The 26456-nt window shown below is 45.4% G+C and carries 28 protein-coding genes; 11 read left to right on the top strand and 17 right to left on the bottom strand.

Going from position 1 to position 26456, the window contains the following annotated elements; genetic code table 11:
- Positions 1–38: 38 nt before the first annotated feature.
- The 7 genes from hscA to uvrB all read right to left on the bottom strand — a co-directional run bounded on the left by hscA (position 39) and on the right by uvrB (position 7361).
- The gene (gene hscA, locus ICW03_RS02625) at positions 39–1904 is read right to left on the bottom strand and encodes a Fe-S protein assembly chaperone HscA (protein ID WP_215348650.1); all 1866 of its coding nucleotides are present in this window, start codon (positions 1902–1904) and stop codon (positions 39–41) included.
- Between the two features lie 27 nt (positions 1905–1931).
- Complete coding sequence (gene hscB / locus ICW03_RS02620; RefSeq protein ID WP_215348648.1) at positions 1932–2459, bottom strand: Fe-S protein assembly co-chaperone HscB; 528 nt, start codon at positions 2457–2459, stop codon at positions 1932–1934.
- The gene (gene iscA, locus ICW03_RS02615; RefSeq protein WP_012357505.1) at positions 2437–2760 is read right to left on the bottom strand and encodes an iron-sulfur cluster assembly protein IscA; all 324 of its coding nucleotides are present in this window, start codon (positions 2758–2760) and stop codon (positions 2437–2439) included. Before iscA ends, hscB begins: the two co-directional genes overlap by 23 nt.
- A gap of 12 nt (positions 2761–2772) precedes the next feature.
- Positions 2773–3159 carry a Fe-S cluster assembly scaffold IscU gene (iscU, locus tag ICW03_RS02610; RefSeq protein WP_068322308.1) on the bottom strand — a complete coding sequence of 129 codons (387 nt, stop codon included), beginning with the start codon at positions 3157–3159 and terminating at the stop codon, positions 2773–2775.
- Between the two features lie 38 nt (positions 3160–3197).
- Positions 3198–4457: an IscS subfamily cysteine desulfurase gene (locus tag ICW03_RS02605; protein WP_371819900.1), complete on the bottom strand. Its 1260-nt coding sequence runs from the start codon at positions 4455–4457 to the stop codon at positions 3198–3200.
- Positions 4458–4486: 29 nt separating this feature from the next.
- Positions 4487–5056 carry a Fe-S cluster assembly transcription factor gene (locus ICW03_RS02600; RefSeq protein ID WP_215348646.1) on the bottom strand — a complete coding sequence of 190 codons (570 nt, stop codon included), beginning with the start codon at positions 5054–5056 and terminating at the stop codon, positions 4487–4489.
- Between the two features lie 151 nt (positions 5057–5207).
- A complete protein-coding gene (gene uvrB, locus ICW03_RS02595) occupies positions 5208–7361 on the bottom strand; it encodes an excinuclease ABC subunit UvrB (protein WP_251374441.1) in 2154 nt (717 codons plus the stop codon).
- Between the two features lie 159 nt (positions 7362–7520).
- On the opposite strand from uvrB, the gene ICW03_RS02590 reads away from it, so the two are divergent.
- The 5 genes from ICW03_RS02590 to ICW03_RS02570 are packed head-to-tail and all read left to right on the top strand — an operon-like array spanning position 7521 to position 11857.
- Positions 7521–8720 carry an amino acid aminotransferase gene (locus tag ICW03_RS02590; RefSeq protein WP_215348644.1) on the top strand — a complete coding sequence of 400 codons (1200 nt, stop codon included), beginning with the start codon at positions 7521–7523 and terminating at the stop codon, positions 8718–8720.
- 41 nt (positions 8721–8761) lie between these two features.
- Positions 8762–10042 carry a polyhydroxyalkanoate depolymerase gene (locus ICW03_RS02585; RefSeq protein WP_215348642.1) on the top strand — a complete coding sequence of 427 codons (1281 nt, stop codon included), beginning with the start codon at positions 8762–8764 and terminating at the stop codon, positions 10040–10042.
- 54 nt (positions 10043–10096) lie between these two features.
- Positions 10097–10783 carry an electron transport complex subunit RsxB gene (gene rsxB, locus ICW03_RS02580; protein ID WP_215348640.1) on the top strand — a complete coding sequence of 229 codons (687 nt, stop codon included), beginning with the start codon at positions 10097–10099 and terminating at the stop codon, positions 10781–10783.
- The gene (gene nth / locus ICW03_RS02575; protein WP_215350123.1) at positions 10783–11439 is read left to right on the top strand and encodes an endonuclease III; all 657 of its coding nucleotides are present in this window, start codon (positions 10783–10785) and stop codon (positions 11437–11439) included. Before rsxB ends, nth begins: the two co-directional genes overlap by 1 nt.
- Positions 11432–11857, top strand: coding sequence for a DUF1841 family protein (locus ICW03_RS02570; RefSeq protein ID WP_215350125.1), 426 nt, complete (start codon positions 11432–11434; stop codon positions 11855–11857). Before nth ends, ICW03_RS02570 begins: the two co-directional genes overlap by 8 nt.
- A 10-nt stretch (positions 11858–11867) precedes the next feature.
- Here ICW03_RS02570 and ICW03_RS02565 read toward each other — a convergent pair whose 3' ends face one another.
- Together ICW03_RS02565 and ICW03_RS02560 are read right to left on the bottom strand one after the other, a co-directional pair.
- On the bottom strand, positions 11868–13022 hold the full coding sequence (locus ICW03_RS02565; RefSeq protein ID WP_215348638.1) for a thiolase: 1155 nt from the start codon (positions 13020–13022) through the stop codon (positions 11868–11870).
- On the bottom strand, positions 13022–13408 hold the full coding sequence (locus ICW03_RS02560; protein ID WP_251374440.1) for a Zn-ribbon domain-containing OB-fold protein: 387 nt from the start codon (positions 13406–13408) through the stop codon (positions 13022–13024). The genes ICW03_RS02565 and ICW03_RS02560 overlap by 1 nt, the downstream gene beginning before the upstream one ends.
- A gap of 126 nt (positions 13409–13534) precedes the next feature.
- Here ICW03_RS02560 and ICW03_RS02555 point away from each other — a divergent pair, with 126 nt between their 5' ends.
- Genes ICW03_RS02555 through ICW03_RS02545 form a run of 3 tightly spaced genes read left to right on the top strand, consistent with a single transcriptional unit; the run spans position 13535 to position 17099 of the window.
- Positions 13535–15211 (top strand): class I adenylate-forming enzyme family protein, encoded by a 1677-nt coding sequence (locus ICW03_RS02555; protein WP_251374439.1) that lies wholly within the window; start codon positions 13535–13537, stop codon positions 15209–15211.
- 48 nt (positions 15212–15259) lie between these two features.
- The gene (locus tag ICW03_RS02550; protein ID WP_215348636.1) at positions 15260–16234 is read left to right on the top strand and encodes a tripartite tricarboxylate transporter substrate binding protein; all 975 of its coding nucleotides are present in this window, start codon (positions 15260–15262) and stop codon (positions 16232–16234) included.
- Between the two features lie 40 nt (positions 16235–16274).
- The gene (locus tag ICW03_RS02545) at positions 16275–17099 is read left to right on the top strand and encodes an NADPH-dependent oxidoreductase (protein WP_251374438.1); all 825 of its coding nucleotides are present in this window, start codon (positions 16275–16277) and stop codon (positions 17097–17099) included.
- A gap of 8 nt (positions 17100–17107) precedes the next feature.
- Here ICW03_RS02545 and ICW03_RS02540 read toward each other — a convergent pair whose 3' ends face one another.
- Positions 17108–17890, bottom strand: a complete 783-nt coding sequence (locus tag ICW03_RS02540; RefSeq protein WP_215348634.1) for a class II aldolase/adducin family protein — start codon at positions 17888–17890, stop codon at positions 17108–17110.
- Positions 17891–17994: 104 nt separating this feature from the next.
- On the opposite strand from ICW03_RS02540, the gene ICW03_RS02535 reads away from it, so the two are divergent.
- The 3 genes from ICW03_RS02535 to ICW03_RS02525 all read left to right on the top strand — a co-directional run bounded on the left by ICW03_RS02535 (position 17995) and on the right by ICW03_RS02525 (position 20795).
- Positions 17995–18927, top strand: a complete 933-nt coding sequence (locus tag ICW03_RS02535) for a D-isomer specific 2-hydroxyacid dehydrogenase family protein (protein WP_215348632.1) — start codon at positions 17995–17997, stop codon at positions 18925–18927.
- A 76-nt stretch (positions 18928–19003) separates the two neighbouring features.
- On the top strand, positions 19004–19942 hold the full coding sequence (locus ICW03_RS02530) for a tripartite tricarboxylate transporter substrate binding protein (RefSeq protein ID WP_215348630.1): 939 nt from the start codon (positions 19004–19006) through the stop codon (positions 19940–19942).
- Position 19943: 1 nt separating this feature from the next.
- Positions 19944–20795, top strand: coding sequence for a TauD/TfdA family dioxygenase (locus ICW03_RS02525; RefSeq protein WP_215348629.1), 852 nt, complete (start codon positions 19944–19946; stop codon positions 20793–20795).
- Positions 20796–20811: 16 nt separating this feature from the next.
- On the opposite strand, the gene ICW03_RS02520 is transcribed toward ICW03_RS02525, so the two are convergent.
- From ICW03_RS02520 to ICW03_RS02490, 7 genes are read right to left on the bottom strand one after another with little or no spacing between them, the layout of a single operon-like run.
- A complete protein-coding gene (locus tag ICW03_RS02520) occupies positions 20812–21624 on the bottom strand; it encodes an SDR family NAD(P)-dependent oxidoreductase (RefSeq protein WP_215348627.1) in 813 nt (270 codons plus the stop codon).
- A gap of 20 nt (positions 21625–21644) precedes the next feature.
- A complete protein-coding gene (locus ICW03_RS02515; protein WP_251374437.1) occupies positions 21645–22649 on the bottom strand; it encodes a tripartite tricarboxylate transporter substrate binding protein in 1005 nt (334 codons plus the stop codon).
- Between the two features lie 24 nt (positions 22650–22673).
- Entirely contained in the window at positions 22674–23270 is a 597-nt protein-coding gene (locus tag ICW03_RS02510) for a hypothetical protein (RefSeq protein ID WP_215348625.1), read from the bottom strand.
- Between the two features lies 1 nt (position 23271).
- A complete protein-coding gene (locus ICW03_RS02505; protein ID WP_215348623.1) occupies positions 23272–23790 on the bottom strand; it encodes a carboxymuconolactone decarboxylase family protein in 519 nt (172 codons plus the stop codon).
- 4 nt (positions 23791–23794) lie between these two features.
- A complete protein-coding gene (locus tag ICW03_RS02500) occupies positions 23795–24748 on the bottom strand; it encodes a tripartite tricarboxylate transporter substrate binding protein (RefSeq protein ID WP_215348622.1) in 954 nt (317 codons plus the stop codon).
- 2 nt (positions 24749–24750) lie between these two features.
- The gene (locus ICW03_RS02495) at positions 24751–25551 is read right to left on the bottom strand and encodes an SDR family NAD(P)-dependent oxidoreductase (protein ID WP_215348620.1); all 801 of its coding nucleotides are present in this window, start codon (positions 25549–25551) and stop codon (positions 24751–24753) included.
- Positions 25552–25587: 36 nt separating this feature from the next.
- Positions 25588–26451 (bottom strand): amidohydrolase, encoded by an 864-nt coding sequence (locus ICW03_RS02490; RefSeq protein ID WP_215348618.1) that lies wholly within the window; start codon positions 26449–26451, stop codon positions 25588–25590.
- Positions 26452–26456: the final 5 nt, after the last annotated feature.

Below are 26456 nucleotides of genomic sequence, written 5' to 3'. Positions count from 1 at the left end.
TTGTATTTAGTTTGAATTCGTTTTGGTTTTTTGTTTTCTTAAATCTCAGCAACATTCTTACCGGATAAAGCCTTCTGAATGATGGCGTTCATACGTTTTTGCGCAAAGTCATCAGTAGCTTTAGCGGCATGATCAACCGCTTTACGAACTACTGCGCTATCTGTTTCTTCATTGAGTATCTTTTGCAATGCTGCCATCTCTTGATCAATGATTGCCTGCTCTTCTACATTCAGTAGATTGCGATCACTATCGAGAGCTGTTTGTACTGCATCAAGTAATCGCTGGGCATTAACCTGCTCTTCGCGCAAGGATCTTGAGAGCAAATCCTCTTTAGCTGAGGCGAAACCATCCTGCAGCATGCGCGTAATCTCTGCATCAGTTAAGCCATAAGAAGGCTTGATATCAATCGATGCCTTAACCCCAGAACCCTGCTCAGTTGCACTAACAGACAGAAGGCCGTCCGCATCGACCTGAAAGGTCACTCGAATACGTGCTGCGCCTGCAGCCATGGCAGGTATGCCACGCAACTCAAACTTACCTAGTGAACGACAGTCTTGAGCTAACTCACGCTCACCCTGTACCACCTGAATAGCCAAAGCAGTCTGGCCATCTTTAAAGGTCGTGAAATCTTGCGCTCTAGCAACCGGAATCGGTGTATTGCGAGGAATAATTTTTTCCACCAAGCCGCCCATGGTTTCAACGCCAAGAGAAAGTGGAATGACATCTAATAAAAGCCATTCATCGTCTTTACTCTGATTACCAGCTAGTAGGTCAGCCTGCATCGCCGCGCCCAATGCAACGACTTGATCGGGATTGAGATTGTTTAATGGTTGTGTACCAAATAACTCTCCAACAGCACGTTGTACGTTTGGCATACGAGTTGAGCCGCCAACCATGACCACGCCTTTAACGTCTTCAGCCTTGAGACCGGCATCACGCAGTGCTTTTTTACAAGCCATCAAGGTCTTAGTCACTAGATTCTGGGCGATCTCAAAAAATTGAGCCTGGCTAATGCCAACGTTAACTACCGTGCCATCGGCAAGCGTTTCGTGAACGCGCGCCAGAGGGTTGTGACTCAACTGTTCTTTAGCGTGCTTACAAGCTTGCAAGAGTGTTGCATGATCATGAATCGATAGCGGCGGAAGCTTGGCTTGCTCAATCACCCAGCAATACAAGCGATGATCGAAGTCATCGCCACCTAAGGCTGAGTCACCACCAGTAGACAGGACCTCAAATACTCCCCTGCTCATACGCAGTATAGAAATATCAAAGGTGCCACCACCCAAGTCGTAAACGGCGTATACTCCTTCCGAGGCATTATCCAACCCATAAGCAATTGCAGCAGCAGTTGGCTCATTCAATAAACGGAGGACTTCAATACCAGCTAATTTCGCAGCATCTTTCGTTGCTTGACGTTGCGCATCATCAAAGTATGCGGGAACTGTAATGACAGCGCCGACAATTTCATCATTAACAGAGTCTTCTGCTAGCTGACGTAAGCGTGCCAGGATTTCTGCAGAAACTTCAATAGGGCTTTTATCGCCAGCTACTGTTCTTAACTTGAGCATTCCAGGTTGATCAACAAAGTCATATGGAGCACTTTCAATATGCTCGACATCAAGCAAGCCTCTGCCCATAAAACGCTTCACTGAAACAATCGTATTCTTTGGATCAAGCACAACACTCTCGAGCGCCTCAAATCCAGCCTGAGTCCTACCATTAGGCAGATAACGAATGACAGATGGAAGTAGTTCGCGACCCTGCGCATCGGGCAACACCTTAGGCAATGCATCGCGCACAATGGCCACCAAAGAATTAGTGGTTCCCAAATCAATACCAACAGCAATACGCCGCTGATGTGGCGCTAAAGATTTACCGGGTTCTGAGATTTGTAATAAAGCCATAAGAGGTAGATTTTAGCTTGTGAGCGCCTATATCAGGGCTGCAATGCTGTCATCCAGCTCAACTGCAAACTTATCAATAAACAATAGACCACGCAGCAACTCAGCTGCACGCTGATAATTTTTGGCGTCGTCGATTGCCTGGGTAATTTCAGCAAGGGTCTCAGCTTTTGATTGCTCCACTTCTGCCATCAAGGCTTCAAGTGCAGGCAAATCTTCTGACTGATCATCCAAATTCTCGCGCCATTCCATTTGCTTCATGAGAAAAGCAGCGGGCATCGCGGTATTGGTTTCTAGTTTGGCATCAACCCCGTGAAGTTGGCAAATATATAAGCCGCGTTGAATCGGATTCTTAAGGGTCTGAAAGGCGGTATTCGCCAAGGTGGCCATTTGCATAGCAATGCGTTGCTCTGAATCACTACCGCGAGCATGGCGATCGGGATGTACTTCCTTCTGAATCGCTAGGTATGCCTGATCTAGAGCAGGCAAATCAATTATGAATTGCTGATTTAATCCAAAGAAACGAAAGTAATCGTCAGACGCGGAAGGATTCGCCACAACCGCACTCGTCTTTTACGTTTGGATTTTGAAACTTAAAGCCTTCGTTCAAACCCTCACGTACAAAATCTAACTCTGTACCATCTAAGTAAGCCAGACTTTTTGGATCTACAAATACCTTAATACCGTTGGACTCAAATACTTGATCCTCAGCAGCGGGCTCATCAACATACTCGAGTTGATATGCCAAGCCAGAGCAGCCTGTTGTACGAACACCTAGGCGCAAGCCACAACCTTTACCGCGCTTTTCTAAATTGCGGTTAACGTGTGCAGCTGCTTTGTCGGTTAAGGTGATTGCCATAGTTATGCCTGCTTATTTCGCTGGATGCTTTTCTTTGTAATCTGCTACTGCGGCCTTGATAGCATCTTCAGCCAAGATAGAGCAGTGAATTTTTACTGGCGGCAATGCCAATTCTTCGGCGATGAGTGAATTCTTAATCTCAAGCGCTTGATCCAAAGTCTTACCCTTCACCCACTCGGTCACCAATGAGGATGAGGCAATCGCAGAGCCACAGCCATACGTCTTGAACTTCGCATCTTCAATCACGCCCTGATCATTAACCCGGATCTGCAACTTCATTACGTCGCCGCAAGCTGGCGCGCCAACCATGCCGGTGCCTACACTGTCATCGCCCTTTTCGAATGAGCCAACGTTACGGGGATTTTCGTAGTGGTCAATGACCTTTTCGCTGTATGCCATGGTATTTCCTCTTTAATTTCTTTATCTTTATATTTCTTTTAGTGTGCAGCCCATTGAATCGTGCTCAGATCGATTCCATCTTTGTACATTTCCCAGAGCGGTGATAGCTCACGCAACTTGGCAATCTTTTCTTTCACCAACTTAATAGTGAAATCCACCTCTTCTTCGGTTGTAAAGCGACCCAAGGTAAAGCGAATAGAGCTATGAGCTAATTCATCATTGCGACCAAGAGCGCGCAATACATAAGAAGGCTCTAAAGAAGCTGAAGTACATGCTGAACCAGATGAAATAGCCAAATCCTTCAGAGCCATCAACATGGACTCACCCTCAACATAATTAAAGCTAATGTTCAGGTTATGGGGCACTCGATTGTCCATGTCACCATTGACATAGACCTCTTCGATATCTTTCAAACCATTCAATAAACGATCGCGCAAGGCACGGATACGCTTGTTTTCTTGGGCCATATCAATGCGGGCAATACGGAAAGCCTCACCCATGCCTACGATCTGGTGAACAGCTAGGGTGCCAGAACGCATACCGCGCTCATGACCACCACCATGAATCTGGGCTTCAATACGAATGCGGGGTTTGCGGCGAACAAACAAAGCGCCAATACCTTTAGGGCCATAAGTCTTATGAGCAGAGAAGCTCATTAAATCAACCTTGGTCTTCTCTAAATCAATTTCTACTTTGCCTGTTGCTTGCGCCGCGTCCACATGGAAAATGACGCCACGTGAACGACACAACTCACCAATCGCAGGAATGTCTTGAACAACACCGATTTCATTATTCACATACATCACTGAAGCCAAAATCGTGCCTGGCTTCATTGCAGCTTCTAGTTGGGCAAAATCAATCAAACCGTTCGGCATTACATCCAAGTAAGTCACTTCAAAACCTTCGCGCTCTAATTCGCGACAAGTATCTAAAGTAGCCTTGTGCTCAGTCTTTACAGTAATGATGTGATTGCCACGATCTTTGTAAAAATGTGCAGCACCTTTTAATGCCAAATTAATACTTTCAGTGGCACCACTGGTAAATACAATTTCTCTTGGATCAGCATGAACTAAGAGTGCAACCTCTGAACGCGCCCATTCAACCGCTTCTTCTGCAGCCCAGCCATATGCATGACTCCGTGAAGCAGCATTGCCAAACTGCTCGCGCAGATAAGGCAACATTTTGTCGACCACAAGTGGATCAATCGGCGTAGTAGCTGAATAATCCATATATACCGGAAAGTGCTTAGGACTAAACATCGGAACCGGTTGTTGTGGAAGGTCTTTTGGTGCGTTCATGGTTTATTTATCTATAGGTAATACTGTTGTTAACTTTGTCGCGCCAAGTTAAATACGGAGTTCACTAGTGGTAATTTAGGGGCAACATCTTTTTTAGCTGCAAGCGCTGGAGCAGGCTTATCTGCTTTAGAACTTTCAACCTTAATTTTCTTTTGGCGCATATCTTGAATCACAACGCCGCGGCCTTCTTGTTGCTGAACCAAATCTTTTAAGCTCACCGAACTAAGATACTCAACCATCTTGGAGTTGAGATTGCTCCAAAGATCATGTGTCATACAACGACCATGATTTTCTTCATCGCTATGACAATTACCTTTGCCACCACATTGAGTGGCATCAAGAGGCTCATCAACAGCAACAATAATGTCAGCAACGCTCACCTCGGAAGATGGTCGCGCCAGGGTGTAACCACCGCCAGGACCGCGAGTACTCTCCACGATATTGAAACGGCGTAATTTGCCGAACAATTGCTCGAGGTAAGAAAGGGATATTTTTTGTCTTTGGCTAATTCCGGCCAAAGTTACAGGACCATGCGTTTCACGCAGGGCTAAATCAATCATTGCGGTTACTGCAAAACGACCTTTAGTTGTAAGTCTCATATGTCACCTTGGTAATGGATTGTTATGGACAGCTCACAGTCGGGCGGGTAATACCCGACCATTCCGCTCAACTTTAACATAATCCCTAGCAATCTGCTCGGGAATTATCCCAAAAATCCCTCTTACAAGCGAGGAATTGCGGGGTGAATCCTCAGACTGAGTCCCTAGAGCGAGCCCCAAAGGCCATTTCTTTGACCTTGGTGAGCCTATCTCGAGTGCTAGCAGCCTTCTCAAACTCCAAATTCTTGGCCTCGGCGTTCATTTGCTTCTCTAGACGCTTAATTTCGGCTGCCAGGTCCTTCTCGCCCATATCTTCATAGCGAGCCCGCTCCTGCTCAACCTGCATCTCCTGACGCTTCTCTTTGACGTCATAGACGCCATCAATAATGTCCTTAATGCGCTTTTGAACCCCTTTGGGCTCAATGCCATGAAGCTTATTAAAAGCAATCTGTTTGGTACGGCGTCTTTCGGTCTCCCCCATGGCGCGCTTCATGGAGTCGGTAATCCGATCGGCATACAAAATCGCTTTGCCACGAACGTTACGAGCCGCACGGCCAATCGTCTGAATCAAGCTGCGCTCGGAACGCAAGAAGCCCTCTTTATCGGCATCCAAAATCGCAACCAATGAAACCTCGGGAATATCCAAACCTTCGCGTAATAAATTAATACCAACCAACACATCGAAGACACCTAAACGCAAGTCGCGCAAAATTTCGACACGCTCCACTGTGTCGATATCTGAGTGAACGTATCGCACCTTCACGCCGTTATCCGAAAGATAGTCGGTTAATTGCTCGGCCATACGCTTTGTTAATACAGTCACCAATACGCGCTCGCCTACTTTGACACGCGCATGAATTTGATCCAGCAAATCATCTACCTGCGTGCTTGCTGGCAAAACTTCAATTTCAGGATCGACTAACCCGGTTGGTCTAGCTACTTGTTCAACGACCTGACCTTGGTGGGTATTTTCATAATCTGCTGGTGTTGCAGATACAAAAATCGTTTGACGCATCTTCGTTTCAAACTCGGTAAATTTCAGCGGGCGGTTATCCATCGCTGAAGGCAAACGGAAACCAAATTCCACCAAGGTATGTTTACGAGATTTATCGCCGTTATACATTGCATTAAGCTGCCCAATTAAGACGTGGCTTTCATCAAGGAACATCAAAGCATCATTAGGTAGGTAGTCCACCAGCGTAGGCGGAGCTTCGCCAGGCGCGGCGCCAGAGAGGTGGCGCGAGTAGTTCTCGATCCCTTTGCAAAAACCCAATTCATTAAGCATTTCCAAATCAAATCGAGTACGTTGCTCAAGACGTTGCGCTTCAACCAACTTACCATCTTTAACAAACTCATCTAAGCGAGTGCGCAATTCTGTTTTGATTGTTTCAATAGCTTTCAGAACAGTGTCGCGCGGAGTAACGTAGTGCGAACTTGGGTAAACCGTAAAACGTGGAATCTTCTGACGAATTTTTCCAGTGAGAGGATCGAAGAATTGCAAACTTTCGATAACATCATCAAACAACTCAACGCGCACTGCCAACTCATTATGTTCAGCAGGGAAAATATCAATCGTGTCGCCGCGTACTCTGAATACGCCGCGCTTGAAATCCAATTCATTACGGTCATACTGCATAGCAATGAGCCGCATCAAAATATCGCGTTGACTCATCTTGTCACCAGGGCGCAATGTCATCACCATACTGTGATAGTCACCAGGATTACCGATACCGTAGATTGCAGAGACTGTCGCAACAATGATGACATCACGACGCTCTAAAAGACTCTTAGTTGCAGACAAACGCATCTGCTCAATATGCTCATTGATTGAAGAGTCTTTTTCAATAAACAAGTCGCGCTGAGGCACGTAGGCTTCTGGCTGGTAGTAGTCGTAATAGCTGACAAAGTACTCAACCGCATTCTTGGGGAAAAACTCCCTAAATTCACTATAGAGCTGGGCGGCTAAGGTCTTATTGGGGGCAAAAATGATGGCTGGACGACCTGTTCTTGCTATGACATTAGCCATAGTGAAGGTCTTTCCAGACCCAGTAACCCCTAAAAGCGTCTGAAAGGTCAATCCATCCTCTATACCCTCCACCAGGGCATCAATAGCCTGAGGCTGGTCGCCAGCAGGAGCAAACGGCTGATACAGCTGATAAGGGGAGTCTGGAAAGGTCACAAACTTAGCCGGATCAAGGTCATGCCCAACCTCACCCAGAGGATCGGCCGCTGGGTTTTTATTTACCGTTTTTACTTCGGAATTTGGAGCAATTTTGGGTAACTTAGGGGGCATCTCGGCTATCATTTCACCTGTGAGATTTCTTCACAGCGAATTTTGTACAAACAATGATTTTGCCGTTTTTCTTAGGAAATAGTTGATTCTGGCCTCAAAAACCGACAATTAAACTGAATTTAACGTCAATTACAAACAAAACCACCCTTTAACCCTCAATTTCAACCCAAAATGACCCTGTTTGCCTCAGTTCAATTAGCCCCTAAAGATCCTATTTTTGGCCTCACAGAAGCCTACGTTGCAGACCAACGCGCCGACAAAGTGAACTTAGGTGTTGGCGTGTATTACACAGACGAAGGCAAGGTTCCACTTTTAAAAGCAGTGATCAAAGCTGAAGAGGCAATTGTTGCAAAGCACTCACCGCGTAGTTACATCCCTATCGAGGGTCCAAACCCATACAACAGTGCAGTGCAAAATTTATTGTTTGGTGCTGACTCTGCATTAATTAAAGATGGTCGTGTTGTCACTGCCGAATGCCTTGGTGGTACAGGCGCTTTGCGCGTTGGCGCAGACTTTATTAAACGCCTCAACTTAAATGCACCTTGCGCAATTAGCAATCCTACCTGGGAAAACCATCGCGGCATTTTTGAATCCGCTGGCTTTGATGTTGTTGAGTACACCTACTTCGATGGCAAAACACGTGGTGTTGATTTTGATGGCATGGTGAAATCTTTAGAGTCATTCCCAAAGAACACTACCGTGTTGTTGCATGCTTGCTGCCACAACCCAACTGGTGCAGATATTACTGAAGCGCAATGGCGCCAAGTAATCGATATCTGCAAAAACAAGGGCTTGATTCCTTTCTTGGACATGGCTTACCAAGGCTTTGCGGCTGGAATTGAGCAAGACGGTGTTGCGGTTCGCCTCTTTGCTGAATCAGGTATGTCTTTCTTTGTATCTAGCTCTTTTTCCAAGTCATTCTCACTTTATGGTGAGCGTGTAGGTGCATTGTCTATCGTGACACAAAGTAAAGATGAATCTACTCGCGTGCTTTCACAATTGAAGCGCGTCATTCGCACCAACTATTCAAACCCACCAACTCATGGTGCCGCTATTGCTGCTGCCGTATTGAATTCACCAGAATTGCGCAAGCTCTGGGAAGATGAGTTGGCAGAAATGCGTGATCGTATTAAAGCGATGCGTCAAGGTCTCGTTGCAAAACTCGCTGCCGCTGGTGTGAAGCAAGATTTTGCTTTTATCGAGAAGCAACGCGGAATGTTTTCTTACTCAGGCTTAACGGCTGAGCAAGTTGAGCGTTTACAGAAAGAAGATGGTATTTATGCCCTCTCTACTGGACGCATTTGTGTGGCAGCCCTCAATACCAAGAATATTGATAAAGTGGCTAAAGCAATCGCCCGCGTATTGGCTTAACAAAGCGTAATAAGCGGATATCCTGAATTACCGGAGGCACCATGCTATATCAGTTACACGAGTTTCAAAAAGCCTTACTTCAACCCATGAGCTCATGGGCGCGAGCTGCATCTGAAGCCTTTATTAATGCTTCTAATCCAGTATCTAAGGTTCCGGGATCAGAACGCTTGGCTGCCAGCTATGAACTGCTATACAGGCTAGGCAAAGACTATAAGAAACCAGAATTTGGCATTCGTTCCGTTCAGGCGCATGGTCGTGAAGTTGCTATTCATGAAATCACCACCCTTGCAAAACCATTTTGCAAGTTGGTTCGTTTCAAGCGCTTCTCTGATGATGTTGAGGTCATTAAGAAACTCAAAGATGATCCCGTAGTGTTGGTAGTTGCCCCTTTATCAGGACACCATTCCACCTTGCTACGCGATACCGTTCGCACTCTTTTACAAGATCACAAGGTTTACATCACCGATTGGATTGATGCTCGCTTAGTGCCTGTTGAAGACGGAGATTTTGGTCTTGATGACTACGTGCATTATGTACAAGAATTTATTCGCACCATTGGCGCAAAAGATTTGCATGTGATTTCTGTTTGCCAGCCAACAGTACCAACCTTAGGCGCAATCTCCTTGATGGCATCAGCTGGAGAGGCCACTCCAGCATCGATGATCATGATGGGCGGCCCAATTGATGCACGCAAGTCACCGACTGCAGTCAACAACTTGGCTGATCAGAAGTCCTACGAATGGTTTGAAAGCCATGTTATCTATAACGTGCCGCCGAATTACCCTGGCGCTGGCCGTCGTGTGTACCCAGGTTTCTTGCAGCACACGGGCTTTATCGCGATGAACCCGCAAAACCATTTGCAGTCTCATTGGGATTACTTCCAAAACCTGGTACGCGGCGACGAGCAGGATGCTGAATCACACATTCGCTTCTACGACGAGTACAACGCTGTATTAGATTTGGACTCCAAGTTCTACTTGGACACCATCAAGACTGTTTTCCAAGATTACTCATTACCGAATGGTACTTGGGAAGTTGCTGGCGAACTCGTGAAGCCACAGGATATTAAAAAGACCGCTCTTCTAACTGTTGAAGGCGAGCTTGATGATATTTCTGGAAGCGGTCAAACACGTTCAGCCCACACTTTATGTGCTGGCATTCCGAAAGAGAATAAAGACCACTATGAAGTTGCTGGCGCAGGTCACTACGGCATCTTTGCCGGACGCCGTTGGCGCGAGAAGGTTTATCCAAAGATTAAGACGTTCATTCGTGAGCATCAGAACACGAAGAAAACCGCTACTCGGACTACTAAGTCTGTATAAATTAAGGGCTCTTCGGAGCCTTTAATTTTAAGAAAATTCCTGCAAGCAATTTCCATGAGCCAAGCCAATAACCTCGTTGATGAACTTGAGGATGTTCTTCCGCAAACACAATGCACTAAATGCGGCTACCCTGATTGCCGCGGATATGCAGAAGCTATGGCTAGCGGCGAAGTCTTGCCGAATCGCTGCCCTCCCGGTGGCGTAGAAGGCATTAAACGTCTGAGTAAGGTTTTGGTTCCGATTTATCCACAAAATGCTTTTGATCTGCACCCCACTATCAATTCAGAGTGCGGCCTTGAGCGCCCGCGCCCAGTTGCATTCATCGATCCACAAAAATGTATTGGCTGCACGCTATGTATTCAGGCATGTCCTGTTGATGCAATCGTTGGCGCCTCTAAACAAATGCACGTCGTGCTAACAGAGTGGTGTACAGGCTGTGACCTTTGCATTCCACCATGTCCGGTAGATTGCATCAGCATGATCAATGTCACCGAAGATAAAACTGGTTGGGATGCTTGGTCATCCGATCTTGCTGATACTGCTCGCAAGCGCTATCACGATCGTGAGATGCGCCTAGATCGAGAGCAAAAAGATAATGATGATCGACTTGCCAAAAAAGCTGCAGCTAAATTACAGTCTGTAAACAGTGAGTCACCTCATTCTGAAACAGCGTTAAAAGAACAAGAACGCAAGCGCGCCATCATTGCAGCAGCTATAGCGCGCGCGCAAGAAAAGAAATGATGAATCTAGAAAAGCGTCGTGCTTTTTTTGAGCAACTCAAAGCGAATAATCCCAAACCAGAAACTGAGCTGGAATATAGCTCACCATTTGAGTTATTAATTGCGGTGCTATTGTCTGCGCAAGCGACCGATGTATCGGTTAACAAGGGAACACGCAAGCTCTATAAGGTTGCCAATACACCTCAAGCCCTTCTGGATCTTGGTGAAGAAGGGGTCAGGCCCTACATTCAGCATATTGGTTTGTTTAACTCCAAGGGCAAACATATTCAAGAGACTTGTCGACTGCTCCTTGAAAAACATGGTGGTGAAGTTCCTCAAACTCGTGAAGAATTAGAGGCTTTACCAGGTGTTGGCAGAAAAACTGCGAACGTCATTCTCAATACCGCCTTTGGACAACCCACCATCGCAGTCGACACTCACATATTCAGGGTTTCAAATCGCACAGGTCTTGCGCCAGGTAAAGATGTGGTTAGGGTGGAAGAGCAATTGCTTAAACGTGTGCCAAAGGAGTATTTGCACGATGCCCATCATTGGCTCATCCTACATGGTAGATACACTTGTAAAGCGCGCAACCCAGATTGCACACAATGCATAGTAGAGCCACTATGCGGTTTCAAACAAAAAACTGGCAAAGGAAAAGTTCGTGGCGATATTTAATCCAACCCGTGAAGAAGTACGTCGCTTTTTCTGCGATACCTGGAAGAAAAAGACTGAGAATCAGATTCTTGATCCGATGGAGACACTTGCTAGTGACTGGATGGTAGAGCATCCCGAATACCACCCCCTTCTCGCAGACCCAGAAGGTGCTTTAGCGCAGGACTACACTCCAGAGCGCGGAGAAACCAATCCCTTTCTGCATTTGTCGATGCACTTATCAATTAGCGAGCAGATATCCATCAATCAGCCACCTGGGATCAAAGAGATTGCAGAAAAGTTATCCCAAAAATTAGGCTCCATGCATGAAGCCCAACATCTGATGATGGAATGCCTAGGTCGGGTAATGTGGGAAGCGCAACGCGAAGGTAAAGCACTGCATCCTGAAAATTATCTAGAAGCCTTAAAAAACTTAGTCTAAAGATAAATTCTTAGTTGCCGTGACTCCCCAGAATGACCGTAGCCTGACTAGATAGCACCCCGCCATTGCCATGCGCTAAAGCAATCTCACAGTTTGGCACCTGCCTCTCACCACATTCACCGCGCAACTGACGCACAGTTTCAATTAGCAAGAAGAGGCCATACATACCAGGATGGCAATAAGATAGGCCGCCGCCATTGGTATTTACTGGCATGCGCCCACCCGGAGCAATACCACCATTAGCAACGAAATTGCCACCCTCGCCTTTAGGACAGAATCCCAAGTCTTCCAAAAATAAAATCGTATTAATTGTGAAGGCGTCGTACAACATCGCCAAATCAACTTCTTGAGAGGTAATGCCAGCCATTGCATATGCCTTAGGCCCTGAAATCGCTGCGCCACTTACCGTTAAGTCAGGCATCCCCGAAATGCCGATATGCGATAAATCTTCGCCAACACCCAAAACATAGGCGGGCGCATTTTTCAGATCCCTTGCACGAGCGGCACTAGTTAAAATGATTGCACCTCCACCATCAGTCACTAAGCAACAATCACGAATAGTAAGTGGTGAACTCACCATACGCGCATTGATTACCTCATCGATGGTTAATGGTTTTTTCTCCCAAGCTACTGGATTCATTAGCGCCCATTTTCTGGCGGCCACTGCAACCTCAGCCAACTGCTCTCGTGTAGTGCCATATTGATACATATGTCTTGCAGCAACCATTGCATAAGCTGAAGTCGGTAAAAATGGCTTATAGGGTGTTTCATATGCGTTGTATTCTCGGGGGCTTGCAGCAGCACGGCTAACTGATTTCTGGGTACTGCCATAAGCAATCAAAGCAACATCACATAAACCATTATTAATGGCGGCCATCGCATGTGCTACATGGGACATAAATGAGGATCCACCCATCAAGGTATTGTCTTGATAACGAGGCTTTAGCCCTAAGTATTCACAAAGGCCAAGGCTAGAGAATCGGGCTTGAGATGTCGCCGTAAAAACGCCATCGATATCATTTAATTGCAAACCGCAATCGTCTAGCGCGCGATAGGTAGCCTGGGCCATCAAATCGTATGGCGTAGTTCCAGGAGCACATAGGCCTAGCTCAGATTCGGCTGCACCAACAATAGCAACACTGCCACGACGAAGACTATTAGTCATTAAATAGCCTCCTTTACCGGGGAAAATATTGGATACTTCTTTCCATCATCAAAAGTGACCATCTTCACTTGGACGCGCATACCTATGCGAACATCTTCCGGATCTACACCTTCTACACGCGACATCATTCGATAACCCTCGTCCACATCGATTAAAGCGACGTTGTAGGGCTTTTCATCGCGCAAATAGATGACCGTTGTGGAGTAAACCGTACCCAAGCCTTGGCTAACCTCCCAGCTTAAGTTATTGCCCGTCTTGGGCTCTACGATACGCGGGTAAAAAATAGCCTGGCCACTGGGAGAGCGCTGAAAAGCTAATTGATCATTCCGACAATAATCCATGTAAACACTATTGGGGGATGCCTTAGCTAAATCAAAGTCACTCAAAATGGGTCTCCATGTTTACGAATTTGTCTATTGAATTGTTATTTTGACTAAATTATGCACCTTACTTAAAATCAATCGAACAAAAATATATTTAAGACAACGGTACTGCGCTCGTCAGGCAGCCAAATGACGATGACACAGAAAGAAAGTATGCAAAAAGCGATGTTAGTCACGCCTTTGGAAGTACTCAATCAGTTCGAAGCGCATAACTACACTCTTACCGCTGCCTTTGAGAGTAGGCTAAAGGCCAACCCAGACAAAGTATTTTGCTATTTTGATGGCAAAGAACATACCTGGGCAGAATTCGATCGCGATGTGCGCAAGATGGCGGGCTTCTTGCAGGCCAAACAAATTCAAGCTGGTGATCGGGTGGGTATTATTGCCAAGAATCACTATGCTCATTTATTGCTGTTATTTTCTTTAGCGAGACTTTCGGCAATCTTGTTGCCAATTAACCCAGAATTTGGCGCTGCTGAGCTTGGTTATGTTCTTAACAATTCTGAACCGAAATTACTATTCATCGAAAGCGATCTTTTAGAGGTCGTAAAAGTGGCCTGCAATGAAAATAGCTTGAGTCCAATCATTACATTTTTAGATCAATCCCAGAACTCAGATCATCATCAACATCAAAATATTGACGAAATATTAAGTCATTCCGAGAGCTTCAAAAGCGATCTATCAAATGCCCAAGCAGATGACACCTGCGTCATTATTTACACCTCCGGCACTACAGGATTTCCAAAAGGAGTAATGCACAGCCAACGCAGCTTTTTGCTTTGCGGGGAGGCATATATTGAGCGTCTCTACATTCAGAGCAATGACCGCATCATGGTGGTGTTGCCGTTATTTCACATGAATGCATTGTTTTATTCTGTTGCTGGCGCACTCTGCGCAGGCGCCACTCTAGCTGTAATGCCACGCTTTTCTGCATCGCAATTTTGGCGGCAAGCGGTGGAATCCAAGGCTACTACCGTCAATCTCATTGAAGCAGCTTGCAATATCTTAAAGCTACGCCCTAGAAGCGAGTTTCATGCCGAACATCAAATCCGCTGTGCTTATGGAGTTCGTCATAGCGCTCATGATGTCTTCTTGAATGAGTTTCATATTCCTTATTTTGTGAGCGGCTATGGCATGACTGAAATTCCAGGTGTAACGTGCAGTCCTTTTGGAGGCTTACAAAAACCAGGCACTATGGGACCCATTGGCAAGCATCCAAATCCCCATCAATTATGGGCCGAATGCCGGGTGATTGATGAGGCAGGTAATGATGTACCCAATGGGGTTTCTGGCGAAATGATAGTCAAAACCCCCATCATCATGCAGGGCTACTTTCGTGACCCCGAGCAAACGCGGTCCAGCTTCAAGGATGGCTGGTTTTTGACTGGGGACCTGGTCAATAGGGATGAGGATGGCTACTACACGTTTGTCTCCCGTAAGAAAGACATCATTAGGCGTCGAGGTGAAAATATATCTGGGGCTGAATTAGATCGTATCATCAGCACACATCCCAATGTCGCTGAAGTAGCAGCTATTGCTGTTCCTGCAGAACTCGGGGAAGATGAAATCTTAGCAGCCATAGTGCTCAAGCTGAATACTCTAACTAGCCCCCAAGAAATTCAAACTTGGTGCGCCCAACATCTCGCGCCAATGAAAGTACCTCGATATATTGTATTTATGGATGCCCTACCCTACACGCCCACACAAAAAATATCAAAAGCGGTATTGCGCGCTGATAAGGGCCTAATAGCAAAGGCTGTTGACCTATTAAAGCCCAACCCAACGGATCATGGCCTTAAGCATTAGACTGTGACTTAACTAAGACTTATCAACCAATATTGGCAGCTAAAGATTATGAAACTCTCATTCCAAAAAATTAGCCTTGGTCTTCTTCTTTTGTTTTCCTTGGCTTCTAGCTTTGCGGCCGAACCCTATCCCAACAGACCTATTCGCATCATTGTTCCATTTGCCGCAGGTGGAGGTGGAGATTTTTTAGTACGCGCCTGGTCTGAAAAATTTTCTGAAGCACTAAAGCAGCCAGTCATCATTGAAAATCGCGGGGGCGGCAACACCACTGTTGGTACAGAAGCCGTCGCGAGAGCCACACCAGATGGCTATACCCTGCTCTTTGTCAGTACTAGTCTTTCAACAAACCCAACCTTAATGGCAAGTCTTCCATATAAGACTCCTGATGATTTCACACCAATTTCGATGGTACTTTCATATCCGTTTGGCTTGGCGGCAAGAAGCACTCTTCCAGCCAATACGATTGGAGAGCTTGTGGAGTTTGCCAAGAAAAATCCCGGAAAGGTAACTATTGCTAATTCAGGAGATGGATCTGCATCGCACCTATCTGCACTGATGCTAGAGGATATGACCGGAACTGATATGACTACCATCGCCTACCGCGGTGCTGGCCCGGCCATTACCGATGTTGCAGCAGGTCATGTAGATCTCACCTTTACCGGCATGTCTCAGATTAAGCCTTTTTTAGATAACAAGCGTGTAAAGCTTATTGCATCTTCAGGATCCAAACGCCTGCAATCCAATCCAGATCTCAAAACAATTTCTGAGCAAGGTATCAAAGACTACAATTCTTTTGTTTGGTGGGGATTACTAGCGCCTGCTGGAACTCCAAAAGATGTGGTCGATAAAATTTATCAAGCCCTGAAGGTCAGCATTGCATCCCCGGAAGTTGTTAAGAAAATTAACTCTATTGATGGCGAAGTACGACTCTCAAGCCCTCAGGAATTTGATCAGTTTTTGCGCGATGAAATTGCTCGCTGGAAAAAACTACTGACAAAGAAGAAAGTCTCGGGTACTTCTTAAATTTCGCTTTATAACCATAGCCAATACTGTTGATAAGACCATGAATAAGCCCTCCCTAGAGCAGTTGATGCAAGCACGTTACGGTAAGAGCATTCCCCTTGCCTGTGAAATGAATGAAACGCTTGAAACTATTTTTCAGCACCGCTCCATTCGAACATATTGCGATAAAGCGCTACCCAAAGATACGCTTGAACTTTTGATTGCAGCCGGACAATCAGCCTCAAACTCATCGAATCTACAAAGCTGGAGTTTAGTTGCCGTAGAAGATCAGGGTCGTAAAGACCGTCTCTCAAAATTAGCAGGCAATCAAGAACATATCCGCACGTGTCCATTATTTTTAGTTTGGCTAGCCGACCTCTCCCGGCTAGAAGCACTTGGCAAAAAACGTGATCTGCCTCATGAGGGTCTTAACTACTTGGAATTGTTGACCGTAGGAATGATTGATGCAGCGCTAGCCTCACAAAACGCAGCGCTTGCAGCTGAGTCCATTGGTCTGAGCATTGTCTATATCGGTGGAATTCGAAACAATCCAGAGGCTGTTGCAAAAGAACTAAATTTACCGCCAAGAGTCTTTCCCGTATTCGGAATGTGCGTTGGCTACTGTGACCCTGAAAAATCCAGCTCTATCAAACCGAGATTACCTCAAGCCGCAATTGCACATCGTGAGCAATACAACGCACCCAAATCAATTGAGGCGGTAGAGGAATACGTTAATGAAATGAATGCGTTCTACGAGAAAAACAATATGAAAACCAACGGCGACTGGGTACAACATAGTCTCTATCGCATTCGCGGTCCTGAATCCTTAAACGGCAGAGAGCATATGCATGAATGGCTTAAAAAGCTCGGATTCCAAGCCAAGTAATTCGTTACCTAAGTATCAAAACGAGGGTAATTTGAAGGTTCAGCATTTAATAAACGACGCAAAGCATGCCACTCCAAAACCCCATAAGGGCGGCGTGTACCTGGCTGATAGAGATGGGCCGTTTTCTCCAAGACTTCTTTAGACGGAATCAACAAATCAGCGCGTGAGTTCACGGCATCGACTTGAGCTCTGCAAGATAACTCTAGTTGATACATAGTATTAAATGCTTGCTGTATGGTTGCGCCGCATGTAAGCAAACCATGATTGCGCAAAATCATGGCGTCATGCTGACCAAGATCTTGCACCAGTCGCACCCTTTCATCTAAATCAATAGCCGGACCTTCATAGTCGTGATACCCCATATGCCCAACAAAACGCATTGAAGTCTGGGTCATAGGTAACAAGCCATCCTTCATACTAGCCACCGCCATACCTGCCCTAGTATGCGTATGGATAACGCAATTGACATCAGCACGAGCACCGTGAATTGCCCCATGAATAACATATCCAGACTTATTGATTCCATAATCCGTATCCGGCTTGGAAAGAATATTTCCTTCCAGATCAATCTTTACCAAGCTAGAGGCAGTGATCTCTTTATAAAGAAGGCCGTATAGGTTAATTAATAGATGCTCGGTATTGGGAATTTTGGCTGTAATGTGGTTATAGATTAGATCAGTCATTCCATACAGATCCATTAATCGGTAGCAAGCAGCCAAATCAACCCGGGTTTGCCACTCCTCAGGACTCACCGAATCCTTTACAGACTTAAAGCTTGTCTCGTAATTCATTGTTAACCTTTTTGTCCAAGCAACAGAAGAATCTATTTTTTTGTTAGAGTACTCTAAATGAAGATTCTATAACCGATTTGAAATAGCGACCTTTCCCAATAACGATGAAAATTTATATCCTGGACGCATTTCACCCGGCCGGTATTGAGCTAGCAAAACAACATGCTGAGGTAATTTACTGGCCAGACCCTGCAATCTCCAATTGGCCAGAAGAAGCCGATGGCGTCATGGTTCGCATGACACCAATTACAGGGGAACAGATTCTGAGAACTAAAAATCTCAAAGTGATCTGCAAGCAAGGAGTGGGATTTGAGACGATTGATGTTGCAACCGCACATAAAATGGGGATTCCTGTTTGCCGAACTCCTGGAATCAACAGTGAGGCAGTTGCTGAGATGGCGCTCGCCTTATCTCTGGACGTTGCACGCAGAACTTCACGATTTGACAGAATGCTGCGACGCGGCGAAAAAATTATTCGTCCACAACATCTTGGCATTGAAATGCATGGCAAAACCATTGGTATTGTTGGCATGGGTAATATAGGTCGCAATGTTGCCAAAAAATGGATTGGTGCATTTGACGCCAAAATTCTTGCTTTAGACCCCAACGCACCGCCCGATAGATGGGCCGACATCCCTCACCATCGCTGCTCCAGTCTTAATGAACTTCTTCCACAGGTAGATCTTTTATCGCTGCATATACCGATGCGTGAGTCTAATCGCCATATTATTGGCGCAAAGGAAATAGCTCTCATGAAACCAAATGCGATATTGATTAATGTTTCACGCGGAGGTCTAATTGATGAAGCCGCCCTGTTTACATCATTAAAAAATGGCCACCTATTTGGTGCAGGATTAGATGTCTTTGAGGTTGAACCGCCACCACCCGATTACCCTCTACTCTCCCTAGAGAATGTTGTAGCAACACCCCATGCTGCCGGAGGCACTGAAGAGACACAAGAGCGTAGCGCACTCCAAGTGGCTCAACAAGTTATCGATGTGCTAGCAGGAAAACCGCCAACCAATCAAGTGATATAAAACAAACATTCCGTCAAAAAATTAGCCATCAACTATATAAATTATGAGACTACAGAAAATAATAAAGAAAATATTGGTGTTGACACTGCTATTCCCTAGTCTCTGGGTATATAGCGCTAGTGCAGCAACTTTACCTAAGAAAATTCGCATTATTGTTGCCTTCGCACCAGGCGGAAGCAATGATATTGTTGGTCGTGCTCTTGCTCAAGAATTAAGTGCACGCTTGCAACGCACTGTCATTGTTGAAAATAAACCAGGCGCTGGCGGCACTCTTGGGGCAGATCTAGCAGCACATTCCGACCCTGATGGCAGCACACTTCTGCTGGTCTCATCGACCTTTACGATGAACTCATCCATCATGAAATTAAATTACGATCCGAATAAATCATTTGTACCAGTTGCCATGCTAGGTATGGGTCCCAGTGTTATTGCAGTTAACAGCAACTTTCCCGTCAACTCTATGAGTGAATTTGTGGAATACTCCAAAAAGAATCCCGGGAAAGTAAATTTTGGGTCCGCTGGCGTTGCAAGCTTTCAACACTTTGCCCTTGAGCTCATCAAACTGCGTTCAGGCGCTGACTTTGACATCGTCCACTACAAGGGTGGCGGCCCCGCATTGGTAGATTTAGCTGCAGGGCATATTCAGGGTTCGATCGGCAGCTTAATTCAAATGCAAAGCTTCTTAAGTTCTGGACAGATCAAGTTACTTGCAGTAGCAGGACCCAAAAGAATCAGCATCATCCCCAAAGTGCCTACGCTAGCAGAAGGAGGTATTGACGTTGATGCCAGCAACTGGTGGGGAATACTTGCCCCAACAGGCACCCCCCAACCTATTGTTGATCAACTTCATCAGGCAATTAATGCATCTCTCGCTTCAGCTGATATCAAGAGAAGATTTGAGAATGAGGGTGCTGAAGCAATGCCTATGACAAGGGCAAACTTTAAAAAATTTATGGGTGATGAAACCAATAAATGGGCTAAGGTAGCCCGCGAAACTGGAATCAAGGCGGAATAATATGGCGATAGACGTCTCCCCAATAACACCTCATTTTGGGGCGAAAATCACTGCTATAGATCTCAAGAAAGATTTAGATGGCGACCTTCAAATAAAACTCAAATCGTTGTTGAGTGAATATGCCGTTCTAGTATTCCCCAATCAATTCCTAGGTCCAGCAGAGCTCATTAAGGCGGGGGAAATATTTGGTGCTTTGATGCCGCAGCAACTTCAAAAGTATGTACTACCTGACTATCCTCTAGTGGGATATAACTCCACCAAAGACCTGCCCCTAAAGGACGGGAAGCTACAAGTTCGCGGTGAAAATTACCATACCGACCATTCCAACTCAATTTGTCCACCCATGGCTACAGCACTCTCTGCTGTCAACATTCCCAAGATTGGTGGGGACACACAATTTGTGGACGTCCGCCAAGCATATGATGATTTACCATCCAACGTTCAAGAAAAAATTATCCATTTACGATCCTTGCATGTTCATGAGAGCAGTCGAAGCCCCCGCACATTCACCAAGCTAAGTGAGACAGATCTTGCAAAGATTCCTCAAGTATCTCAACCACTGGTTATACGCCATCCTATGAGCCATCGACCAGCCCTTTATCTCAATACAGGACGTATGGAAGGAATAGAGGGAATGAATGCTGATGAAGGGTTTACGCTCATTAACTCCCTTTACGAGCATGCCACTGATAGTAAATACGAATATCGTCACCACTGGATCGAAGGTGATTTTGTTATTTGGGACAATCGTAGCGTGATGCATCAAGCAAATGCAGACTATAACCCCGATGAATTTCGCTATCTCTATCGAATCATGCTAGAGGGCGACGCATTGCAAGCATTCGCACAATGATCTGAATCGCTAAAAATTAACCCGCTTTTAATAATAGGCCACCATCAACCGGAATCAAGACACCGGTCACATAATTAGATTCATCGGAAGCCAAAAAAACTGCTGCATTAGCAACATCCCATGCAGTACCCATTCTCTTCATGGGTACCAATACTTCTCTTTCTGCACGAATAACATCGCGTGATACACCGCGCTCTTCCGCTCTTCGTTCAATCGCCATAGGCGTATCAATAAGTCCTGGCAAAATTGCATTAGCACGAACTCCATAAACAGCATTTTCCATCGCAATATGTTGGGTCATAGTATTGATTGCCCCCTTACTTGTTTTATAAGTAATAGTTGGCCGAGCGGCAAATGATGATGTAGAAGATATATTAATAATGCTTCCCGATTTCTGGGCAATCATTTGTGGCAACACAGCTTTGCATGTCATAAACATGCCTTTGAGATTCATGGCCATGATCTCATCCCACATTTGCGCATCCATATCAATCGTTTTACGATCGCCTCTTGAGCGACCTACGTTGTAATGAAGGACATCAATCCTGCCGTAGCGATCTATGGCTGTTTTTGCAATAGCCTGACAATTCTCCTCCTTAGTAACATCAGCAATCAATATTGATGCTTCGCCACCATATTCTTTTACGGCTGCATAAGTATCATTGACCCATGCGTCATTGATATCAACCAAAAGCAATGTTGCGCCTTCTTGAGCAAAGCGAATTGCAGTTGCCTTGCCATTGCCCGGCGTCTCGCCAGGCTGTTGACCTGCGCCCACAATGATGGCCACTTTGCCATCTAATCTTTTATGAAAAATAGGTGATGCCATCTTCTTTCGTTCTTCCCGAGTTAAATAGTTACTTTGGCCTGACTGACCACTTTCCCCCAACGCTCCTCATCGGTCTTAATTTGACGTGTTAGATCCTGAGGACTGCCAATTGCAACCGTTAAACCTTCTCCTTCAATACGACTTCTGAACTCTTGTGTATTTACCGCGGCTCGAGCTGCGGCGTTTAATTGTTTCACAATCTCAGGGGGCGTTCCCCCCGTAGTAAATAAAGCATACCAAACGTCCGCTTCAAAACCTGGCACACCAGACTCCGCAATAGTTGGAATTTTTGGCCAATTAGGTGAACGAGTTACAGATGTGACTGCGACACCATACATCTTTCCTGCGTCAATAAATTTGCCCACTCCAGCAGCCGTTGCGAATACAAAATCAATTTGACCACCCATTAAATCTACATAGGCTGGACCGGCACCCTTATAGGGTACATGCGTAATATCAACCTTGGCCATTAACTTAAAGAGTTCTGCAGTAAGGTGGACCGCGCTTCCGTTGCCAGAAGATCCATAAGTTAATTTGCCTGGATTAGCTCTGGCCGCAGTAATAATATCTTTAACTGTTTTATAGGGACTATCTGGCCTAGTAACCAAGATGTTGGGCCCCTTGCAAATGAGTGCCACATCAGCAAATGATTTTTCCGTGTTGTACGGAAGGTTTTTAATGAGACTGCTGTTAATTGAATGAGCAGAAGTTGTTAAAAGTAGCGTATATCCATCTGGCGCCGCTTTGGCAACATAATCAGATCCAATGACAGTTCCGCCACCTGGCTTATTCTCATAAATAATGCTTTGACCCAGAATTTGTGACATTGCGGTAGCTAGATTACGCCCAACTAAGTCTGTCCCACCTCCGGGAGTCCAGGGAGAAACCATCTTGATGGGTCGGCTGGGGTAGGCTTGCGCAGCGGCAGGCGCACTTAGAAAAAAGAGGCTGGGTGCACTCAAGCCCGTTAAGGTAGCAGCCCCCAACTTACACCATTCGCGACGGGTTACCAATTTACGCTTCAAAATACACCTCTCGTTTCTGAAAACTTAGACGATATTGAACATTGCTCTTTTGACGTTGGTGAAATGGGGCCTGACCCGATCACTCCATGTCGTCCCTCTTACTTTAAGCCAAGCATCACATCCCAATACTTCTGGATTTATTAGGTCATAAAAAGCAAACGAGAGCGGGCTGTGATCCAAATTAATGCAACGCGTAGCAGAGATACAACCAGGCACACTAGCAAGGCCCGGTAAATGCTCTTGGTCGTACCATGCGAATAACTCCTCCTGCCAGCCTGACTCTGGATCCATCTCTACCACATAGCGATTGAGAGCGTTTTCCCCATCAGCGTTGCCTTTGATGAAGTCCTGAATTACTAAGCGGCTTATTTCTACCTCCGAGAAAGCGCCTACTTGATCAGCTAAAAAGGTATCGGGATCTATTGAAGACAATTCTTCAGGCTCTTTTAGATAAAAGTAAGCATAAACATTTGAAGTTTGAGCGCTATAAGTCAAAATAATTTTTTGATAAAGCCGGATTTTTTGATTCCGTAAGGATGAAAAAATATCACTCACACTTTGTTCTGCCTCAGATTTCAGCTTAGCCCGCAGCAATAACACATGACTTACTTGATCACCCACTTTAGTGCCCTACATCCAAGGCATTTAATAACCGTGAAACCATGTTGTAGGCCGCAATAGTCGCCACCAACTCCAATCTTTGTGTATCGTTGAAGTGAGGCTTTACCTGATCAAATAATTCATCAGAGACCTGAATCTCTTTAGTCATCACGTCAGTTAAATTGAGGACGAGCATTTCTTGCTCGGTAAATATAGCTGGCAACTCCACCTCTCTAATTGCTGCTATCTTTTCTGGGCTTACGCCAGCCTTTAGGGCATGTGGTTCGTGCGAATCAAATTCATAATCAGCTCGATTCAAAATAGCAACGCGCAAAATGATCATCTCCCGAATAGCCGGAGATAAGGAATTTCGGTTACGAATTGCTGTCAGCAAAGCCTCCCAACCCTGAGCTATCTCAGGGGCATTGAGGAGCGTTTGATATAAAGGTGAGATGCGGCCACGTTCCTCAATGATCTTTTTTTCAATCTCCGCCAACTCTGGTCTACTTCCGGGCAAAACCGGACTGATGCGATCACTCATTTTTTTATTCCGCTGTAATTTTCTTCGCTTTAATTAACTGAGACCACTTCGCAGTATCTTTTTTCAGAACATTTCCAAGCTCTTCAGGAGTTGAACCCACTGGCTCGCTGCCAGATTGAGAAAGTTTTGAATTTAAAGGATCCTGCTTTAATATTTTCTTCAAAGCCATGCTCAAACGCTCAACATCCGCCTTAGGGGTTCCCGCTTTAACGAATACCGCATACCAGTTATTCGTATCCACACCTTTAATACCCATTTCATTAAATGTTTTTACATCTGGAATGGCACTATTACGTTTATCAGCAGCAAGTCCAATAGATTTTAGTTTTCCACTCTTAATGTAACCAATGAGACCAGGAATATCGCCAAAGAAACCATCAATATGACCAGCCATCACATCTGTAATGGCCGGAGCAGCACCTTTATACGGAACATGCAAGATTTTTACCCCAGCCGAGTCATTCAACTGCTCTAATGCCAAGTGAGGAACACTACCTGTTCCTGAGGACCCCATAGTCAATTCTTTACTCTTAGCCAATGCAACAAATTCCGCCGCATTATTTGCGGGGCTATTCGGATTAACTACCAATACCTCAACATTGTTTGCCACCAATGATACTGGGGCTAAATCTTTCATCGGGTTGTAAGACAACTTCTCGTATAGACCGGGGTTGATGGCTACAGCTCCAGCACTGGTAAACCAGAGCGTTTTTCCATCAGCAGGATTTGCCGCTAAATATTCTGCAGCGATTGCTCCATTACCGCCAGATTTATTTTCAATCACGATTTGTGCATTGAGCTCTTTGCCAAGAGGTTCGACAAGAGATCGAGCCATGGAATCTACTGGACCACCCGGGGGAAAGGCAACAACCATTTTGATGATGTTATTTGACTGGGCATAGGAAAAGCCTGCGAGAGCACCCAAGAGAACAAAAAGGAAAGTTTTTAAGATTTTCATAATTAATCGCACCTTGCTGACATACCGCCATCTACAACAATTTCAGTGCCGGTAATAAAACGAGATTCATCGGAAGCCAAAAATAATGCCGCATTAGCAGTATCTCGACCATCACCCATAAATGGGAGGGGAATACGGGATTGTCGTTGCTTTAATAGTAATTCAACATCGCCACCAACACGCTGTTTTGCTAGCCGAGTCTCCACCATGGGGGTATGAAGTTGTCCAGGGACGATAGTATTGACTCTAATATTCTGCTTAGCATATTGCACTGCCAAAACTTTCGAGAATTGAATGACACCCGCCTTTGTAGCTGCATAGGCAATTTGTGCTGAACCCGTCCACCGAGTGCCTGATGTGGAGGCAAAATTAATAATTGATCCCTTTTCCCGCTTAATCAATTCTGGCAAAGCATACTTGCAGGTTAAGAAAACGCTTTTCAGGTTGAAATCTACCTGTGCGTCCCAGACCTCTTCAGTCATTTCCACTGGACCACCTTTTGCAGAACCACCCACCACATTTACCAAGATATCCAGAGCCCCATACTTTTGAATACATGCCTGAACACTTTCTTCAATCGCACTAGCTTGAAATATATCCAGCTTCGCGGTAGTTATATTATGTGCCGCATCACCAGCCAAAGCCAATGTTTCATCTAGGTTTGCTAAATTAATGTCCGTAGCAAACACCTTGGCACCCTCTTGCGCGAATCGAATGGCCGTTGCGCGTCCATTTCCCCTGCCAGGACCAACCGATCCCGCCCCCGTGATAAAGGCAATCTTTCCCTCTAATCGTCCAGCCATTGCGCCTTCTCCATTTATTTTTGTATAAAAAACTCGTTACTCAAACCGATAAAATTTTCCGGGATTACTTACCATGAGCTTGCTTACTTTTTCTGTGGTGTCAGCGATCCTGGGGATTAAGTCCACTAAATTACCGTCATCAGGAATATGGTGGTGATTGGGATGCGGCCAATCCGTCCCCCAAACACATCGATCTGTAAATTCATCTACTAAAATTTTTGCAAGGGATATGCCATCTTCATAGGGATGCATTTTTGAGATACGATCTACACCACTTACCTTGACATAAAAATGTGGGTCATCAAGGAGCTTAAGTAAACCTTGAAAATCAGCATGATTGGCACCCAAAGAAGCGTCCACTCGCCCAACATGGTCAACCATCACTGGGACAGCAGATTTCTTTAACAATGGCGCCAATGAATGTACCAAGTCACTGGAAAAATGAACCTGCAAATGCCATCCAAATGGCTCCATCCTTTTAGTCAGCTCCAGGATATCCTCAATAGAATCACTATTCTTCAGATGCGCCATGAAATTAAATCGTATAGCTCGGAAACCTTGCTGATCCATCTCAGCAATTTGTGCACTAGTAGTTTTTGCAGATGCAAGCGCCACCCCAAGATACGCTCCCTTGCGGGCCTGCATTGCATCCACCACCACAGAGTTATCAAAACCATGCAATGCAGTTTGCACAATCACGCAACGCTGAATTCCTAAAGAATCATGCAATGCGAATAATGCTTCCTTGCCTGCGTCAACGGGTGTCCATGATCGTTCTTTTACATAAGGAAACTGACTGGCTGGTCCAAAAATATGGCAATGGGCATCACACGCATTTGGTGGCAATACAAAGGCTGGCTTTCTGGGGTTAGTCAAATATGTTTGTATCAGGCTTGTCATATGTA

Origin of the sequence: Polynucleobacter sp. MWH-Aus1W21 (assembly GCF_018687275.1) — a bacterium.
Taxonomy (GTDB): domain Bacteria; phylum Pseudomonadota; class Gammaproteobacteria; order Burkholderiales; family Burkholderiaceae; genus Polynucleobacter.
Note: the sequence above shows the minus strand (reverse complement) of the source record. Positions and strands in the feature narration are given on the sequence as shown.